The organism is Brevundimonas sp. 374, assembly GCF_900102995.1.
Classification (GTDB): Bacteria; Pseudomonadota; Alphaproteobacteria; order Caulobacterales; family Caulobacteraceae; genus Brevundimonas; species Brevundimonas vesicularis_C.
In genome coordinates this window covers 108,806-125,565 of sequence record NZ_FNKT01000002.1, presented here as the reverse complement: position 1 = coordinate 125,565, position 16,760 = coordinate 108,806, and the positions used below count along the sequence as shown (strand labels likewise).

Below are 16,760 nucleotides of genomic sequence, written 5' to 3'. Positions count from 1 at the left end.
AGCGCATGATTTACCCCAAACAAAACCACTGGGACGAAACGTCTCAAGGCGAAAATGTGGTTGACGACAACGCAAAACACCTTCGATTTGTGCGCCTGAGTTGCGTCGCGGGGGCGCAGTAGAGTCGTCGGCCGCAGGCCGCAGGGGGTAAATCTTGGGTTTCAGTTTCAAGGGCGGGCTTCTGGCCGCAGCGGCTGGCGTCGCGATCATGGTGGGCACAACGGCTGTGGCGCAGACGGCTCCCGCTCCCACGGCACCGACCGGCGGCTTCTACATGGCCAACGGCACGCGCACGACGAACTATCAGACGGCCATCGCGTCCTGGCGCGCGGACAGCCAGTTCTCCGTCGATTACTCCAAGGGCTTCCTGGGGCTGGAACACGCCTACGCCATGGGCCTGAGCGGACGCGGACAGACCGTCGGGGTCAATGACGCCGGCGTCTACATGGCCCACCCGCTGTTCGGATCGGCCGGCAAGGTGACGGGCCTGCGCAGCCAGGCGGTCGCCGGCTATGGCAACGACGGCATGATCAATCCGCGTCGCCAGTGGGAAGGTCACGGGACGCACGTGTCCGGCACCATCGCCGGCGATCGCGTGACGGGCCAGCCGATGTTCGGCAACGCTTTCAACGCCAAGCTTTACGTCGCCACCGCCAACTTCTCGGCTGGCGACTTCCTTTGGTACAAGGACGCGATCATCGACGGAAAGATCGTCGCCACCCAGAACCAGAACATCGTCGATCTGGCCAATACCGGCCAGGTGCGCATCATCAACAACAGCTGGGGCAGCGGCAACTCCCTGCCGTTTAACGCCTCGCTGCCCACCGTGCTGGCGTCGTTCAACCGCAACTATGGCGACTTCTACAAGCCGGTGCTCGACAAGGACGTCCTGGTCGTCTTCTCGGCCGGCAACGGCTTTGGCGTGCACGCCGGGATCGACGCCGCTGCGCCGCTGAACGATCCGCGTTTGCGCTCCAACTGGCTGTCGGTCGCCAACTATTCCAGCTTCACCGCGGCCGACCCCTCGACCAGCTTCTGCGGTCAGACGGCGACCTGGTGCGTCGCCGGACCGGGTTCGGCCGTCGTTTCGTCGGTGCCCGCTTATACAATGGACCGGGCGGGCATCCTGGCCCTCTATCCGCGCGCCAATTACGCCGGTCTGTATTCGGCGACCACGGTCACCGCTCTGCAAACCGCGTCGGTGAACCAGTTCATCGGCGTTCTAAACGCCTATTTGGCCGCTCGCGCCGCTGGTGGCCCGGCCTACAATGAAGACGCATGGCGCCGCGAAGTCGGACGTCAGGCGGCCGCCATCACCTTGGTTTCGGGGGCGCGGCTGGGTGATCCGGACAGCTTCACCTCCGTTCTGGCAGGGCTCCTGACCTCGACCAACAACATGGCGCTGTTGACCCCGGCCTTCTCGGGCGCGGTTTTGCAGTACGCCAATGACGAGCTTCAGCGCGTACTGACCCAGTATATCAAATACACGGGCGGCGGTTATGCGGCCTACACCGGCACGTCGATGGCTGCGCCGAACATCTCGGGCTTTGCGGCCCTGCTGATGGAAAACTTCCCCGAATATTCGACCGCCCTGATCTCGGACATTCTGGTTTCCAGCTCCAAGGATCTGGATACGCCGGGCGTCGATCTGCGCTCGGGCTGGGGCGCGCCGCAGATGGACGTGGCCCTGCGCGGACCGACGGCGCTGCGCGACACCCGCGACGTCACCGTCGCCGTGGGCACGGTCGATATCTGGAGCAACAACATCGGCGACGCGCGCGACCGCTATTCGGCCGAGGTCAAGGCCAACTTCGGCAATGACATCGGCGGTCTGGTCAAGAAGGGCGGCGGTCAGCTGATCCTGACGGGCGCCAACGACTACAGCGGCCCGACCCGGGTCGAGGGCGGCCTTCTGACCGTCAACGGCAGCCTGCTGCGATCCAGCGCCACCGTCGGCGGCGTCGGCATGATCGGCGGCACGGGCACTTTGGCGAACCTGACGGCGGAAAGCGGCGGCGTGGTGTCGCCCGGCGACGGCGTCAATCCGTTCGGAACCCTGACGGTCGCCGGCAACCTGAACTTCAAGCCCGGCTCCTTCCTGTGGATTCGCTCCAGCGTGAACGGCGCGGCCTATTCTCGCCTGAACGTGGGCGGCACGACCAAGATCGACGGCGGCCAGGTCATCCTGAAGGCCGACAATGGTGAATGGAATCTGCGCACGCGGATGAACATCATCAACTCGACCGGCGCGGTGACGGGCACGTTCAGCGGCGCCCAAAGCGACCTGGCCTTCCTGGCCCCGGTGCTGACCTATTCGACCAACGGTGTCGTCCTGACGGTGCGGCGTAACGACGTGACCGTGGCCTCCCTGGGTCGGACGGACAATCAGCAGTCGGTCGGCGGTGCGCTGGACGTCATGATCAACAACACCGCGACCGGGACCAACCGCGATCTGTCGCTGGAAAACGCCCTGCTGGACGCCAGCGTGCCTGCGGTTCAGGGCGCGCTCAGCGGCCTGACCGGCGAGGTCCACGCCACCCTGGGCGGCCTGGCCGTTTCGGACACCCGCGTCATCCGCGACGCCATGTCCGAGCGCGGACGCAGTCAGGGCGGCGCGGCCACCTACGTCGGCAACGGCGTGTCGGTTTGGGGCAGCGGCGTCTTCGGCAACGGCCAGGGCTCGGCGCATGACGGCCTCGCGGGCTTCCGCAACGAAGCCTCCGGCTATCTGGTCGGGGCCGAAAAGGCGCTGGCGAACGACGTCCATGTCGGCGTGGCGCTGGGCGAAACCCGCTCGGAACTGCGCTCGCCGCGTCTGCGCTCCACGGGCCGGGTCACTAGTGAACAGATCGGCGTCTATGGCGGCGCCGGCGTCGGCGACTTCCAGATCCGCGTCGGCGGATCCTGGGCCAGCGCCGATGTCCGTACGGATCGTACGGCCCAGCTGAACGCCTTCACCAACGCCCTGGTCGGCGACTATGACGGCGACGTCTGGCAGGCCTATGGCGAGGTGGCGTGGAGCCGCGCCGTCGGCGGCACGATGTTCGAGCCCTACGCCGCCTACAGCCACGTCGAATACGACGCCGATGTCGCTGAGACGGGCGGCGACGCCGCTCTGTCGGGCAATGTGAAGCAAAAGGCCGATCTGCTGACCGCCGGCTTCCGCACCCGCACCGTGCTGGCGGGCGGCGAGGGGCGTGCGCGTCTGTCGGCCGTGACCCACCTGGCCTACACCCACGACCTGAACGGGGACGGGCCGGTCTTCGACGCCGCCTTCGCCGACGGTCCGCGCTTCCTGATCGATGGAGCCAATCCTGGCGACGACGTGATCTCGGGCGGCCTGGGCTTCAACATACAGGCGACCGAACGCACCGCGATCGAGCTGGGCTACACCGGCCTCTACAAGGACGAGTATCGCGATAACCGCATCTATGGTCGGTTCAGCGTCAAGTTCTGATCTGACGGTAGGATAAGACGGCGGCGGCCCCGATCGACGATCGGGGCCGTTGTTGTTTGCGCCTAGTTCGTCTGGGCGGACAGGGCGTCGTTGTCCTGGGTGAACGGTCGATCCCGCTCGGCCGTTCGGTTTTCGATCCAGACGCCCCTGCGCCCCGTCACCCGCTCGACCGCCTCCACCGCAGCGCGAATGAAGACGGCCGGGCTTTCCACTTCATTGGAGCGTCGAACGGGTATCGTCGGATCGCCCTCCAGCAGGGTCGAGGCATAGACGTTCAACTGATGTCCCCGACGTCTCCCATCGCGATAGGGGAACAGGCACAGGGTGTATTGCTGCTCGATCCGCGCCTCCAGACGCTGAACCGCCTCGGCGCGCCAGCTCGCGCCCGTGCACACCACCGTTCGCGGCGCGCTCAGCCACCCGGCCGGCGCGCGTGTCGCCGGCGCTTGCAGACCAAAGGCGCTCTGCGCTGTCGGATCGACGAGAGTGAAGCGACCGGGTGAGCGCGGCGCATCGGCCACCCTCAACTGACGATAGTTCACTTGCATCGGCAGGCGATCGAGATGGCGCTGCAGGGCTCGTGCGATGTCACGACCGCTGCGCGACGTCTGGAAATCCACGATCGCATAGGCTTGATCGATGCTGTGCCGATCGGCCCGCGCGGACTGAGCCGAAGCGCCGGACGCCTGACCCAGCGCAACCAGCGTCACAAGCGCTACAGACCGTCGAGAGATCGCCATAGGCCATGACGTTCACGACCGACCGATCTGTCAAGGTCGCGCATGACATGGGTTTGTCGGGACCACTTAGGACTGGCTCAAACGCTGCCTGAAAAAGCGTGTGATTTTTACAGCCACCACCTAGCTGACCACTTAACGGTGCCTCAGTCGCCTACTGCACATTTGCACGAGGGTAGGGCGCATTAGCGCCATCAGCGGACATGTCTAACGCTGCCACAAGCAGACATTCCTTACATAAGTTTAGGCGGGCTAAGCGAATGCGACCCCCTAAGCGCTAATCCCCCTCGTCACCCACGGGTTGGTGGGTGAAGCCCTTTGCTCCGCTCAAAGACTTGGCGTCACGGCTGATTTCGACATCGCTTTCGGCATAGGCGATCAGCAGGCGCGACAGGTCTTCCAGCGCGCTTTCGTGGATGCGTTCATAGCCGTGGCTGGCGTCGATGCCGAAGGTGACCAAGGCCGTCCGGATGTCGGCGCCGGCTTCCAGGGCCGAGGCCGAGTCCGAGCGATAGTATCGGAAGACGTCCTTCTGGTGCGGGATGTCGTGGTCGCGGGCCAGTTGAACCAGTTTGCGTGACAGGTGCCAGTCGAAGGGTCCTGTCTGGTCGGCCATGGCGATGGTGACGCCGAACTCCGAAGAGTTCTGACCCGGTGCGGTCGTGCCATTGTCGACCGTCACCATGGCGGCGACATCCGGAATCAGCACCGACGAGGCTCCCAGCCCGACCTCCTCGGCGATCGTGAACAGCCACCAGGTATCGACCGTCGGCGTGCGATCTTCGCGGATCATGCATTCCAGCGCGGCCAAAAGGGTGGCGACGCCCGCCTTGTCGTCCAGATGGCGCGAGACGACGAAGCCGGTATCGATGAACTCGGGCTGCGGATCGATGGCGACGATGTCGCCGACATCCACGCCCAGGGCCAGGGTGTCTTCGCGGCCGTGGGTCACGGCGTCGATGCGCAGTTCGACCTGGGCCCAGTTCACCGGCTGGGTGTCGACCTCTTCGTTGAAAGTATGGCCCGACGCCTTCAACGGCAGGATGGTGCCGCGATAGGCACCGCCCTCGGAGAAGATCGTCGCCCGCGCGCCCTCGGCAAAACGCGACGACCAGTGACCGATCGCGACCAACTCCAGCCGGCCGTTCGCCTTCACCTGTTTGACCTGCGCGCCCAGGGTGTCGACGTGGGCGACGATGGCGCGCGCCGGTTTTGGCGTCCGGCCCGGCAAGCGTGCGCGAAGGGCGCCGCGGCGGGTCATCTCATAGTCGAGGCCCAGCCGCTCCAGTTCGCGGCACAAGAGCCAGACCGCCTCGTCCGTATAGCCGGTCGGGCTGGGCGTGTTCAGCAGGTCGGCCAAACGGGCCTTCAGGTAGTCGAGGTCTATCGCGGGGCGGGCCAAGGGGCCTCCTTCAGGCTTCGGGTCGCGAAAATGTCCGCGCAGCGGCCGGTGCGGACAGTGGAAAGAGCAGATCCACGAAACGCTCGGCAGTCGGTTGGGGTTCGTGGTTGGCCAGGCCGGGGCGCTCATTGGCTTCGATGAAGGCGTAGTCGGGTTCGCGCGGCGACTTCACCATCAGGTCGATGCCGGTGACCGGGATATCGATGGCGCGGGCGGCGGCGACGGCGGCGCGGATCAGGGCGGGATGCACCTCATCCGTCACATCATGGATGGTGCCGCCTAGGTGCAGGTTGGCGGCCTTGCGCACCAAGATCTCGGCCCCTTCCGCCGCCACGTCGTCGAGACGATAGCCGGCCTCGGCCAGGGTGCGTTCCGTCTCGGCGTCGATCGGGATGGTGGATTCCCCGCCGGTGGCGGCGGCGCGACGACGACTTTGGTGTTCGACAAGGGCGCGCAAGGTCGAGCGCCCGTCACCAACGACGCGCGGCGGACGACGCAGGGCGCAGGCGACGACCTTGTAGTCGATCACTACCAGCCGGAGGTCCTCGCCCTGGACCTGTTCCTCGACCAGAACCTCGGAACAGATGCGGCGCGCCCGGACCAGAGCCGTCTGGACCTCGCTCATCGTCGTCAGGCCCACCGCGACGCCTTGCCCCTGCTCGCCACGCGCCGGTTTGACGACCAAGGCGCCGAACTTGGTCAGCGCCGCATCGATGGCCGACGGGTTTTCGGGATCGATTCTCTCGGGAACGCGCACGCCGGCCGCCTCGACGATGCGTCGCGTCATCCGCTTGTCGTCACAGATGCTGAGCGCGACGGCCGAGGTCAATTCCGACAGACTTTCGCGACATCGGACCGACCGGCCGCCCCAGTTCAGGCGAAACAGCCCGCCCTCACCGTCGATGATCTCGGTATGGATGCCGCGCCGACGCGCCTCGTCCACGATGATGCGGGCATAGGGATTAAGGTCATGATCGTCGGTCGGGCCGACGAACAGGGTCTCGTTGATCGGGTTCTTGCGTTTGACCCCAAAGAAGGAGACGCGACGGAAACCCAGCTTTTCGTACAGGGCGATGGCTTGATCATTGTCGTGCATGACCGACAGGTCCATGTGCGCCAGGCCTTGGGTCTTGAAATGTTCCGCCAGACGCCGAACCAGGGCCTCGCCAATGCCCGGCTGGGTCGCCTGGGGATCGACCGCCAGGCACCATAGCGAAGAGCCGCATTCCGGATCCTGAAAAGCGCGGGCGTGGTTGACGCCCGTCACGGTGCCGATCACAGCCCCCGTCACCGTATCCTCGGCGACGAAATAGGTCAGGGTCCGGTCGTCCCGATGCGACCAGAAGAAGTCAGGCGGAACCGGCACCATCTTGCGCTTGGCGTAGATGTCGTTGACCGCCTGCGCATCCGTTTCCGACGTCAGACGGCGCACGGTGAAGCCTCGGGGCTGGCGTCGGCTATTGCGATAGGTCGCCAGTTCCAGCCGATAGGTGTGCGACGGATCCAGGAACAACTCCTGCGGCGCCGAGGCCAGCAGGACGTGCGGATTGCGAACATAGAAGGCGATGTCGCGCCGGTCCGGCCCTTCGGCGCGCAGAGCCTCGACCAACGGCTCGGCCGTCTCGAAGGTCTGGGCGAACAACAGTCGGCCCCAGCCACAATCCAGCACGGCGTCCGGGGTCGGTCCGTCGCCCGACTGCACCGGGGGCTTCAGGCCCTCGTGCCGCAGACGTTTCAGCCGATGCGCCTTTGATCGCTCGGAGCGGATATCAGACGCCATGTTGCTGCATCCACATTTCCAGCACTGCGACCTGCCAGAGTTCGGAGCCGCGAAGGGGTGTGATGTGCTCGGTGGGATTGGCGAACAGGGTGTCCAGATAGCCCCGGTCGAACAGGCCGCGATCGCGCGCCGCCTGATTGGTCAGGGCCTCGCGCACCATCTCCAGATACGGACCCTGGATGTATTTCAGCGCGGGCACGGGGAAATAGCCCTTCTTGCGATCAATGACCTCGGAGGGGATCACCAGACGCGCCGCTTGTTTCAGCACGCCCTTGCCGCCTTGCGCCAGCTTGTGCTCGGGCGGGATGCGGCCCGCCAGTTCGACCAGTTCGTGATCCAGGAAGGGCACGCGCGCCTCCAGACCCCAGGCCATGGTCATGTTGTCGACCCTCTTCACCGGGTCGTCGACCAGCATCACCTGGCTGTCCAGACGCAGGGCTTGGTCGACCGGCGTCGCTGCGCGGCCTTGCGCGAAATGAGCCTCGACCAGGGCGCGGCTGACGTCGGTGTCGGCCATATAGGCGCCGTTCAGCTGGGTCTTCAGCGTGGCATGGCTGCGGTCGAAGAAGGCCTTGATGTAGGTTTCGACCGGATCGGTCGCGCCCAGCATCGGCGGATACCAGTGATAACCGGCGAACACCTCGTCGGCGCCCTGGCCGGACTGCACCACCTTGATATGTTTCGAGACTTCCTGGCTCAGCAGGTAGAAGCCGACGTTGTCGTAAGAGACCATCGGCTCTGACATGGCGCCGATGGTGCCCGGCAGGGCTTCCATCAGCCGCTTGTGCGGCACGAAGATCTGGTGATGCTTGGTCCCGTAATGTTTGGCGATCAGGTCGGAATAGACGAACTCGTCGCCCTTCTCGCCATTGGCCTCTTCGAAACCGACGGAGAAGGTCATCAGGTCCTTCTGCCCCAGTTCGGCCAGCAGACCGACGATCAGGCTGGAATCCACTCCCCCCGACAACAACACGCCTACCGGCACGTCGGCGACCATGCGGCGCTTTACCGCTGCGCGCAGACTGTCCAGGACCCGATCGCGCCAATCCTCGGCCGTCAGGGCCGCGTCCTCAGCATGGCGGGTCATATTGGGCTGCCAGTAGAGGCGGTCCTTGGCCTTCCCGTCCGCCTCGATCACACGGATGGTGGCCGGCGGGAACTTCTTGACGCCCTTCAGGATCGTGTGTGGCGGCGGCACGACCGCATGGAAGGTCATGTAGTGGTGCAGGCCGACGGGATCGATGGTCTTGTCCATGTCGCCCGCCGCCAGCAGGGCCGGCAGGGTCGAGGCGAATCGCAGACGCTTGCCCTGTTCGGCCAGATACAGCGGCTTGATGCCGAAACGATCCCGGGCGATCACGGTGCGGCCGGTGTCGCGCTCATGCAGCACAAAGGCGAACATGCCCTTGAATCGCTCGACGCAGGCTTCGCCCCACGCCTTCCAGGCCTTGATGATGACCTCGGTGTCGCCGTGCGAGAAGAAGCGGAAACCCATCCCCTGCAGCTCTTCGCGCAATTCGGGATAGTTGTAGATGCAGCCGTTGAACGCCAGGGTCACGCCCAGGTCAGGGTCCACCATCGGCTGCTGAGCTTTCTCACTCAGGTCGATGATCTTCAAACGGCGGTGACCCAGCCCCACCGAGCCGCGCATAACAATGCCGGAGCCATCCGGTCCACGGGGCGAGAGCGCATCGGTCATGCGTTGAACGGCGCCGACATCGGCCGGTCGTCCGTCGAAATTGATCTCGCCGCTAAGACCGCACATGGGTCCTCCTTGAATTGTGGAAGCAGCGGGTACAAATGGTTAGGGCACGAAAGAGTTCAACCCGAATGGCCGATATTTCCCCTGAGCCAAGCCCTGACGCGGCGGTTGACGCCACCGCATCCCTTGTCCGGTCAGTCCGACGCATCGCCCAGGCGGTCGATGTTCGGTCTCGAGAAATTTCACGTCTGACCGGGCTGACGCTGCCGCAGCTCCTCGTGCTGCAATCCATCCGCGCATTGGGTGAAGTCAGCACCAGCGCGATATCGCGGGACGTTTCCATGTCGGCGCCGACCGTCGTCGCCGTGCTGGACAAGCTCGAAGCCAAGGGCATGGCCGCCCGCTATCGCTCCACCGTGGATCGCCGCGTCGTCCATGTGCGTTTGACCGACGCGGGGCGGCAGGCATTGCAGACGTCCCCGGGCCTGCTCGGCGACGGCTTTCTCGCCGCCTTGGCTGAACTTCCACACAGCGAACGACTGGCGATGGCTGAAGCTGTCGAACGCCTCGCAGTTTTGATGCAGCCTCGCGACTCTCAGGCCTCTTTGAAGCCGCATTATCAGGCTGTCAGGCCCTCATAAGCGGCTCGGGATGTCGAGCCGGTGAACAGCCGGAAACGGTGATCCTGACCTGTCTGTTCCAACGCTATCTTCTGACCTCGAGCCAATCAAAGAGGCCAAAACAGCAAGATGAGCGAGGGCCCCGTGACCAGAACGAGCGCGCTCAAAGGCGCGCCCAGTCTGGGATAATCAGAAAACTTATAGCCGCCAGGTCCCATAACCAGCGTGTTGCACTGGTGACCGATGGGCGTCAGGAAGTCGCACGCGGCGCCCACCGCGACCGCCATCAGGAACGGGTCTGGATTGTAGCCAAGCTGCTTGGCCAGCGTCGCTCCGATCGGGGCGACGATCAGAACGGTCGCCGCATTGTTCAGGAAGGGCGTAACCGCCATTGAGGCGAGCATGACGCCGGTAATCGCGACAACGCCCGGCAAGCCTGTGAACACGTGGCGAAGCAGTCCTGCGATCAGGTCGGACCCTCCCGTGGATTGGATCGCGTCTGAGACGGGAATGAGGGCCGCGATCAGAACGAGGAGGGGTCCATCGAGCGCGGCATAGGCCTCACGCATCTTCAAGCCGCCTAATGCGACGATCACGACGGCGGCGCCGAAGAAGGCGACGGCGACTGGAACCAGGCCAAGGCCGACGAGCGTCATGGCGCACGCAAGAACAACAGCCGGCATGAAGCGCCTGCGCACGCTCCCGAGTTGAACCTGACGCTCCGCCAGGGGGAGTAAATCCAGCGCCCTCAGCGCGACCGGCAGCGCCTGTTCGGCGCCTTGAAGCAGGATGATATCGCCGGGGGCCAGTTTCGCCGTCCGCAGATGCTGGGTCAGTTGAAAGCCGCTTCGCGACACGCCCAACAGATTGATCCCGTGCTGGCCGTATAGATCCGAGCTTCGAACAGACTGCCCTTGCAGCGGGGAGTTTCGGCCAATCACCGCCTCCACGATCGCAATCTCCTCGGATGCGGTCGCCATGGGAACCGGGCGATCATCGCGGATGAGATTCATCTGAGCCCGACTGACGAAGCCCTCCAGCGCCTGCTGCTCGCCCTCGATCAGCAGCGCGTCGCCCGCCTTGACGACGACATTGCCTCTGGGATTCAGCCGCCGTTTCCCCGACCGGATCAACGCCATGATCTTGACCTCGCCGTCGCCGAGGGCGCCGAGAGCGGACACGGTCATAGATCCCGGAGCCCAGCCTTCAGGCGCCCTGACTTCCGTGGCATAGGCGTTGGCGGCCAGGGCCGCGCTCATGGATGTGGCGCCCTGTCGATCGCGGGGCAACAGGCGATAGCCGAACGCCAAAAACGCCAGGGCGATCAGGGTGAGCGCCAGGCCCACGGGTGCGTAGTCGAACATGGCGAAGGGTTCGCCGACGATGCTCTGACGCACTTCGGCGACGATGATGTTCGGGGCGGTCCCGACCAGGGTGACCATGCCGCCCGCCATGGCGCCGAAAGCCATCGGCATCAGGAGCCGTGAGGGAGACGACTTCGTCTGGCGCGCCACCTGAAGCGCGACCGGCATCATGATCGCCAGTGCGCCGACATTCTTCGTCGCCATGGAAAGCAAGGTCACAGCGCTGGTCAGAACCGGGACTTGGGAGCGCTCAGTCTTTAGCAGCGGCATCACCCGCCGCATCGCGAGCTCGATGACCCCCGACCGGGCGAAGGCCGCCGAAACGATCAGCGCGCAGGCGATGATGACGGTGACATCGTTCTTGAAACCGTCAAACGCAGCCTCGGCGGGGATGATGCCGATCGCCAATCCTGCAACCAACGCGACGACCGCGACCAGGTCGTAACGAAACCGACCCCAGATGAAGGCGCCGATTGTCAGCCCGACAAGGCCAAAGGCCAGTCCCTGTTGAAACGTCACTCGCCTAGCGCCCTTGCCTGATCAGCACGCAGCGTAGGCTCAATGTTGATAAGCAGCCAACCCTCTGGAGTATCCAACGACAGAAGGACATCCGCTGTCAGTACGGACCTCATCCTGGCGGCAGGGCATGACGACCCAGCCGCCCCAGGATGGACGATGAAGTTTGAGGTCAAGCAGTAGATCAGGGTGAAAAATGCAGACCTGAGCAATTCTTCGGATCAGCTTCGCCGGCCCAGCCAGTGATCAAAACCAATCGGCCCGGCGCCGAACCTGATGATGTAGAGCAGCACCGTCGCCCAGAGCAGGTGGGTCGGCCAACCGAGGGGATAGACGAAAACCTCGATCACTACAGTCATGCCCAGAAGCGCGAGCGCGGCGAAGCGGGCGCCGAGGCCGAGCACCAGAAGGATCGGGAACAGATGTTCCGAATAGGTCGCCAGGTGGGCGGCGATATCGCTGGGGATCAGAGGCAGTCGGTATTCTTCGGCGAACAGAGCATAGGTGCTGTCGGTGACGGTCAGCAGGCCCTCCACCTTTGTCCGGCCGGAGAGGAAAAAGACCGCCGCGATCGATACACGCGCGATCAGGCTGAGCACCGGCAGGGGGATCGCAGCCTGGGCCAGGCGTGGGAGGACGGCCAAGGAGGGGCGCGGCGACGATACGGCGGTCAGTTCGGTCATTGTGGCGCTCCGGTTTCGATACGGGTGAAGGCGCCGCTCAGAAGCAGATCTCTGAACAGCTCGGACAGATTGGCTGCGGGATCGGCGGCGAGGGCGGCGAGGGCCGCCGCTCCGACAGTGCGGCCGTGACGACAGGCGTCAAGGAAGGCGAACTGGGGCCGGTCCAGCCGATGGGTCTGGACCTCCATTTCCGGACGCACGATCAACAGGCCCTCAGGGGACTGGTCCCACAGCATGTCGTCCGGAGGCGTAGCCAGGCGATTGGCCAGCCAGATCGATGGCGCGGTCCAGTCGAACCAAAAGACTTGCGCAGACGGATGCAGGACCGCGTAGCCGGCGTTGAGAGCAGCGTGCGACAGGGCGGCGAGCGTCCCAGGGGGCAGGGTCGGTGCGTCAGCGGCGCGGTGCGCGCGGCTCCATGCGCGATCAAGACGCGCGACAGGCGGAAGAAATTGAAGTTCAAACGCGGGCGGAAACGTCGCCAGCCACTCCGGGAAGCCCTCGCCATAGGCACCGAGAACCGGGGAGGAGGGAGGCGCGCTGTCGGCGTAGATCAGGGCCGCGTCGCGAAACCAGTCCGGACCGACCAACCGCTCGACAGTCGGATAGAGACCCGCCAGGGCGTCGGCCCGCCCCTTGGCCACCGTGTTTCGATAAACCGCCAGTCCGGGCGCATTGGGATCCGCCAGCCACGGTGCGAGCACGGAGCCGTGCCCCTGCAAGGCCAGGGAGAAGCTCGCATGAAATGACAGCATCTGATCGTCAGGCGGCGCACTGGACATGGCAGGCCTCCATTATGGCGACGGCTTGATCGCGTTCGGCGATCAACTCGGCGAAGTCGGGGATGTTGTCGTCGCGCTCGATCAGCGTGGGACGCGGCCCGATCCGCCTGAGTGTCTCGGCATAGAGGGACCAGACGGCGTCGCTGACCGGCGCGTCGTGGGTATCGATCAACAGCGCCTCTGCGTGGGCGGGATCGGGCGCAAAGCCGGCCAGATGGATCTCGCCGATAAGATCGGCCGGAACGGCCGCCAGATAGTCCGACGGGTCTGCGCCCAGATTGTTGGCGCTGATGTGCACATTGTTCAGATCGAGCAGCAGGCCACAGCCTGTCGCGGCGGCCAGTTCGACCAGGAAGTCAACCTCCCCCATCTCGTGGCCTTTCAGGTCAAGGTAGAGGGACGGATTCTCGATCAGCAGGCGTCGGTCCAGTGCGTCCTGCGCGCGCCCGACGTTGTCGCTGACCCGCTTCAACATCTGTCGGGTGCGCGGAAACGGGAGCAGATCAGGATGATAGACGCCGCCGCCCCGCGACCAGGCCAGATGCTCGGACATCAGAAACGGCTCGAACCGGTCAGCGAGCGTCTTGAGCCGCGCCAGATGCTCCGGGTCCGGCGCCTCGTCTCCGCCGAGCGACAAGCCGACACCGTGCAGCGACAGAGGCTTTTCTCGACGGATGGCCTCCAGCCATTTCAAGCGAGGGCCACCATCGACCATATAGTTCTCAGGATGGACCTCAAACCACAGACCGGCCGCCGCAGACGCCAGAGCCTCGTCGTAATGGCGGGCCTTGAGGCCCAGTCCCACAGTGGGGACAGGCGTCGTGGCGGTCGATCCATGGTTCATCAGTCCAGTTCCGATCAGCGCGAGACGGGCGTCAGCGAGCCGTTGCCGCGCGGGGTGCGGATGCTGGTGCAGGTGCCGGCGGGCGTGTGCTTCCAGGCGTTGCCCTGATAGTCGCGCACCGAGGTGCCGGCGCAGGTCGTGCCGGGGCCGGCGGCGCAGTCGTTCTTGCCGGCCAGAGCGATGCCGTAGCATTTTTCCATGGCGGCCGGTTTGGCCTCGGCGTTCCTGGTCGATTGGGCGTGCGCCATGCCGGCGCCGGCGGTCAGGGCGACAAGGGTTGCGGCGGCGATCTTGGTGCGGGTCATGCAAGAGGTCCTTCTCAAAAGGCACGGCCGTTCGTGGCCGCTGAATCCGCCTTTCGCCGACGACCCGCCGCGCGTTACATTTTCGAGCCAACTATTTTTCGTGCATCATTTTGCGAAGCGCCATGTAACCGTCGTGGTCTCCGCAGCGTAGGTCGCAGTCGCACGTGCTTGACCGGGAATCACAACTCAAAGCCTTGATGCTCAAAGGCCTGGACGGTGACGTGCAGGCTTGGCGCGTGCTGCTGTCGGACCTGGCCGCGCACCTGCGGCCCTTTTTCAAACGCCGTCTTTTCAACGGAGAAAGCGACGCGGAGGACCTCGTGCAAGAGACCTTGATCGCCATTCACGCCAAGCGCGCCACATGGGATCGCAACCAGTCGTTCACGGCCTGGGCCTTCACGATCGCTCGCCACAAGCTGATCGACCACCTGCGCCGCCAAGGCCGACGCCTCACCGAGCCGCTGGATGACGCAAGCGTGCTGCTGGCCGAGCACACGGTCGAGGACGGGGTCATGCGACGCGATTTGACCCGCGCCTTGTCGATCCTGCCGGCGCGACAGCGCGCCCTGATCCATGATGTGAAAGTCACCGGGCTGAGCGTGGCCGAGGCGGCCGAGCGTCACGGCTATTCCGTCGCCGCCGCCAAGGTCAGCATCCATCGCAGCTTCAAGGCTCTGACCGCGCGCTTCGCGGCTGGAGCAGCAGGGTCCAACGATGAAGACTGACGACCTGATCACCAGCCTGGCGCTGGACTTGCCGCCCACGTCTCAAAGCGACGTGGACCGTCGTGTCCTGCTGTTCATGCTGCCGGCGGCGGGCGTCGCCCTTTCCGGTGTTGTGTGGTGGCTGGGACTGAGGCCGGATTTGATGTCGGCCGTCGCCGGACCGACCTTTTGGGCCAAGGCGGCCTATACGGCCGCCCTGTGCGGCGCCGGCTTCTGGCTCCTGGATCGACTGGGGCGGCCGGGGGCTTCGACGCGCCGTCCCACAATCCTGCTAGCAGCCATTTTGGCCGTCGCTGCGGGATGGGCTGTTATGGAGTTGCTGGGCGCTGCGCCTGACGCGCGGATGGACATGGTCATGGGTCGATCCGCCAGGGTCTGTCCGACCAACATCCTGTCGCTCGGCGCTCTGGCGGCGCCGTTCATCTTCTTCGCTGCGAGACGATTCGCCCCTGTGAAACCCGCTTTCGCCGGCGCCGCCGCCGGTCTTCTGACCGCAGGACTGGCCGCGACCGTCTACGGCCTGCATTGCCCCGAGCACACGGCCGCCTTTGTGGCGGTCTGGTACACCTTGGGCGTCGGCCTCGTCGCGGTTTTGGGCGCTGCTCTGGGTCGTTTCACCTTCCGCTGGTGAGTGTGTTTTCCGCGATACTGCGGTGACGCGGTCTTGAGCCGTTTTCGGGTGGTCCCGACAATTTGGTAGGCCCGGAGGGACTCGAACCCCCAACCAGACCGTTATGAGCGGTCGGCTCTAACCATTGAGCTACAGGCCCCCAAGGCGCGCCTCGGCGGTAAGGGTTTCGCCTAGCAGGCGCGGGCGCGGCTTGCCAAGCGGGGGCGGGCAAGAAGGCGATCTTTCGGCGATTTCACGAAGATGAACGGAAACTGCCACGGCGCACGGGCGTTGGTTCAGGCGAGAACGGCCAAGGTCGTTGCAACGGATCGGCGAACGCGCCGGTCCCGGATCGCTCACGGAGAAGACTGCATGACCCGCACCCTGGCCGCCGCCCCCCTGAAGACCCTGTCGTTGAAGACCGTCGCCCTGGGCGGCGCCGTCGCCGCCGCCGCCTTCCTGGCCGCCGCTACGCCGCGCGCCATGGCTCAGACGGCCGAACCCATGGGAGCCATGCACATGATGCAACCCGCGCCGTCGCTGAACCTGTCGGCCTATGGCGAGGTCAAGGCCGCGCCGGACATGGCCACCATCACGTTCGGCGTTCAGACCGAGGCCGTCACGGCTCAGCAAGCCATGCGCGATAACGCTGCGCAAATGACGCGCGTCGTCGCCGCCCTGCGTCGCGCGGGCATTGCTGAACGCGATATCCAGACCTCCGGTCTGAACCTGTCGGCGCAATACGACTATGTCCAGAACGAACCACCCAAGCTGCGCGGCTATCAGGCGGTCAACCGCGTGACGGTGGTCATCAATGACCTAGGCAAGGTCGGCACGACGGCCGACGCCGTGGTCGCCGCCGGCGTCAACCAGATCGACGGCATCAGCTTCGGCCTGAAGGATCCGACCGCCGCCGAAAACCAGGCGCGCCAGCTGGCCGTGCGCAACCTGCAGGCCAAGGCCCAGCTGTACGCCCAGTCGCTGAACGTCCAGCTGTCGGGCATCCGCAATCTGACTGAGGGCGGCGGCTATACGCCCCAGCCGCCGATGCCGATGTTCGCCGCCCGCGCCGTGTCGATGGATCGGGCCGAAAGCACCCCGGTTTCCGCCGGCGAACTGACCGTGCGGATCGACATCACGGGCGTCTACGACATCGCCCGCTGATCGCATCGACCGGATGAAGAAAAGGCCCGCCGTCGCCGGCGGGCCTTTTTGCATTCTAAGAGGGGAAAC

General features: G+C 65.1%; 14 protein-coding genes and 1 tRNA gene. 5 read left to right on the top strand and 10 right to left on the bottom strand.

The features are described 5' to 3' along the window. Nucleotides 1–154 precede the first annotated feature (154 nt). Nucleotides 155–3,457, top strand: coding sequence for a S8 family serine peptidase (locus BLR19_RS07990; protein ID WP_091749457.1), 3,303 nt, complete (start codon nucleotides 155–157; stop codon nucleotides 3,455–3,457). 62 nt (nucleotides 3,458–3,519) lie between these two features. Here the strand turns inward: BLR19_RS07990 and BLR19_RS07985 are convergent, their stop codons facing one another. From BLR19_RS07985 to BLR19_RS07970, 4 genes are all read right to left on the bottom strand, one after another. Beyond that, nucleotides 3,520–4,167: a hypothetical protein gene (locus BLR19_RS07985; RefSeq protein WP_091749454.1), complete on the bottom strand. Its 648-nt coding sequence runs from the start codon at nucleotides 4,165–4,167 to the stop codon at nucleotides 3,520–3,522. Between the two features lie 304 nt (nucleotides 4,168–4,471). Beyond that, nucleotides 4,472–5,596, bottom strand: a complete 1,125-nt coding sequence (locus BLR19_RS07980) for an osmoprotectant NAGGN system M42 family peptidase (RefSeq protein WP_091749452.1) — start codon at nucleotides 5,594–5,596, stop codon at nucleotides 4,472–4,474. Nucleotides 5,597–5,606: 10 nt separating this feature from the next. Then, on the bottom strand, nucleotides 5,607–7,376 hold the full coding sequence (gene ngg, locus BLR19_RS07975) for an N-acetylglutaminylglutamine synthetase (protein ID WP_091749449.1): 1,770 nt from the start codon (nucleotides 7,374–7,376) through the stop codon (nucleotides 5,607–5,609). Further along, nucleotides 7,366–9,141, bottom strand: coding sequence for an N-acetylglutaminylglutamine amidotransferase (locus tag BLR19_RS07970; protein ID WP_091749446.1), 1,776 nt, complete (start codon nucleotides 9,139–9,141; stop codon nucleotides 7,366–7,368). Before BLR19_RS07970 ends, ngg begins: the two co-directional genes overlap by 11 nt. A gap of 65 nt (nucleotides 9,142–9,206) precedes the next feature. Between BLR19_RS07970 and BLR19_RS07965 the strand changes: the two genes are divergently transcribed. After that, nucleotides 9,207–9,719 carry a MarR family winged helix-turn-helix transcriptional regulator gene (locus BLR19_RS07965; RefSeq protein WP_091749443.1) on the top strand — a complete coding sequence of 171 codons (513 nt, stop codon included), beginning with the start codon at nucleotides 9,207–9,209 and terminating at the stop codon, nucleotides 9,717–9,719. A gap of 86 nt (nucleotides 9,720–9,805) precedes the next feature. Here the strand turns inward: BLR19_RS07965 and BLR19_RS07960 are convergent, their stop codons facing one another. From BLR19_RS07960 to BLR19_RS07940, 5 genes are all read right to left on the bottom strand, one after another. After that, on the bottom strand, nucleotides 9,806–11,581 hold the full coding sequence (locus tag BLR19_RS07960) for an SLC13 family permease (RefSeq protein WP_091749441.1): 1,776 nt from the start codon (nucleotides 11,579–11,581) through the stop codon (nucleotides 9,806–9,808). 218 nt (nucleotides 11,582–11,799) lie between these two features. Beyond that, a complete protein-coding gene (locus tag BLR19_RS07955; RefSeq protein ID WP_055805883.1) occupies nucleotides 11,800–12,261 on the bottom strand; it encodes a DoxX family protein in 462 nt (153 codons plus the stop codon). Then, entirely contained in the window at nucleotides 12,258–13,043 is a 786-nt protein-coding gene (locus BLR19_RS07950; RefSeq protein WP_091749437.1) for an HvfC/BufC N-terminal domain-containing protein, read from the bottom strand. The genes BLR19_RS07955 and BLR19_RS07950 overlap by 4 nt, the downstream gene beginning before the upstream one ends. Continuing rightward, nucleotides 13,024–13,887, bottom strand: coding sequence for an MNIO family bufferin maturase (locus BLR19_RS07945; RefSeq protein WP_091749434.1), 864 nt, complete (start codon nucleotides 13,885–13,887; stop codon nucleotides 13,024–13,026). The genes BLR19_RS07950 and BLR19_RS07945 overlap by 20 nt, the downstream gene beginning before the upstream one ends. 14 nt (nucleotides 13,888–13,901) lie before the next feature. Further along, on the bottom strand, nucleotides 13,902–14,192 hold the full coding sequence (locus BLR19_RS07940; RefSeq protein WP_066623386.1) for a BufA1 family periplasmic bufferin-type metallophore: 291 nt from the start codon (nucleotides 14,190–14,192) through the stop codon (nucleotides 13,902–13,904). 197 nt (nucleotides 14,193–14,389) lie between these two features. Between BLR19_RS07940 and BLR19_RS07935 the strand changes: the two genes are divergently transcribed. Together BLR19_RS07935 and BLR19_RS07930 are read left to right on the top strand one after the other, a co-directional pair. Next, nucleotides 14,390–14,917: a sigma-70 family RNA polymerase sigma factor gene (locus BLR19_RS07935; RefSeq protein ID WP_369818847.1), complete on the top strand. Its 528-nt coding sequence runs from the start codon at nucleotides 14,390–14,392 to the stop codon at nucleotides 14,915–14,917. Continuing rightward, entirely contained in the window at nucleotides 14,907–15,548 is a 642-nt protein-coding gene (locus tag BLR19_RS07930) for an NrsF family protein (RefSeq protein WP_091749429.1), read from the top strand. The genes BLR19_RS07935 and BLR19_RS07930 overlap by 11 nt, the downstream gene beginning before the upstream one ends. A gap of 63 nt (nucleotides 15,549–15,611) precedes the next feature. On the opposite strand, the gene BLR19_RS07925 is transcribed toward BLR19_RS07930, so the two are convergent. Then, a tRNA-Ile gene (locus tag BLR19_RS07925) sits at nucleotides 15,612–15,687 on the bottom strand. A 212-nt stretch (nucleotides 15,688–15,899) separates the two neighbouring features. Here BLR19_RS07925 and BLR19_RS07920 point away from each other — a divergent pair. Continuing rightward, entirely contained in the window at nucleotides 15,900–16,691 is a 792-nt protein-coding gene (locus BLR19_RS07920; RefSeq protein WP_091749426.1) for an SIMPL domain-containing protein, read from the top strand. The last annotated feature ends 69 nt before the right edge of the window (nucleotides 16,692–16,760 follow it).

What these genes read in the sequence shown, in the direction of transcription:
- ngg (WP_091749449.1), bottom strand. Translation starts at nt 7,376, where the DNA reads ATGGCGTCTGATATCCGCTCCGAGCGATCAAAGGCGCATCGGCTGAAA.
- BLR19_RS07920 (WP_091749426.1), top strand. Translation starts at nt 15,900, where the DNA reads ATGACCCGCACCCTGGCCGCCGCCCCCCTGAAGACCCTGTCGTTGAAG.
- BLR19_RS07955 (WP_055805883.1), bottom strand. Translation starts at nt 12,261, where the DNA reads ATGACCGAACTGACCGCCGTATCGTCGCCGCGCCCCTCCTTGGCCGTC.
- BLR19_RS07930 (WP_091749429.1), top strand. Translation starts at nt 14,907, where the DNA reads ATGAAGACTGACGACCTGATCACCAGCCTGGCGCTGGACTTGCCGCCC.
- BLR19_RS07970 (WP_091749446.1), bottom strand. Translation starts at nt 9,141, where the DNA reads ATGTGCGGTCTTAGCGGCGAGATCAATTTCGACGGACGACCGGCCGAT.
- BLR19_RS07945 (WP_091749434.1), bottom strand. Translation starts at nt 13,887, where the DNA reads ATGAACCATGGATCGACCGCCACGACGCCTGTCCCCACTGTGGGACTG.
- BLR19_RS07940 (WP_066623386.1), bottom strand. Translation starts at nt 14,192, where the DNA reads ATGACCCGCACCAAGATCGCCGCCGCAACCCTTGTCGCCCTGACCGCC.
- BLR19_RS07950 (WP_091749437.1), bottom strand. Translation starts at nt 13,043, where the DNA reads ATGTCCAGTGCGCCGCCTGACGATCAGATGCTGTCATTTCATGCGAGC.
- BLR19_RS07965 (WP_091749443.1), top strand. Translation starts at nt 9,207, where the DNA reads ATGGCCGATATTTCCCCTGAGCCAAGCCCTGACGCGGCGGTTGACGCC.
- BLR19_RS07935 (WP_369818847.1), top strand. Translation starts at nt 14,390, where the DNA reads ATGCTCAAAGGCCTGGACGGTGACGTGCAGGCTTGGCGCGTGCTGCTG.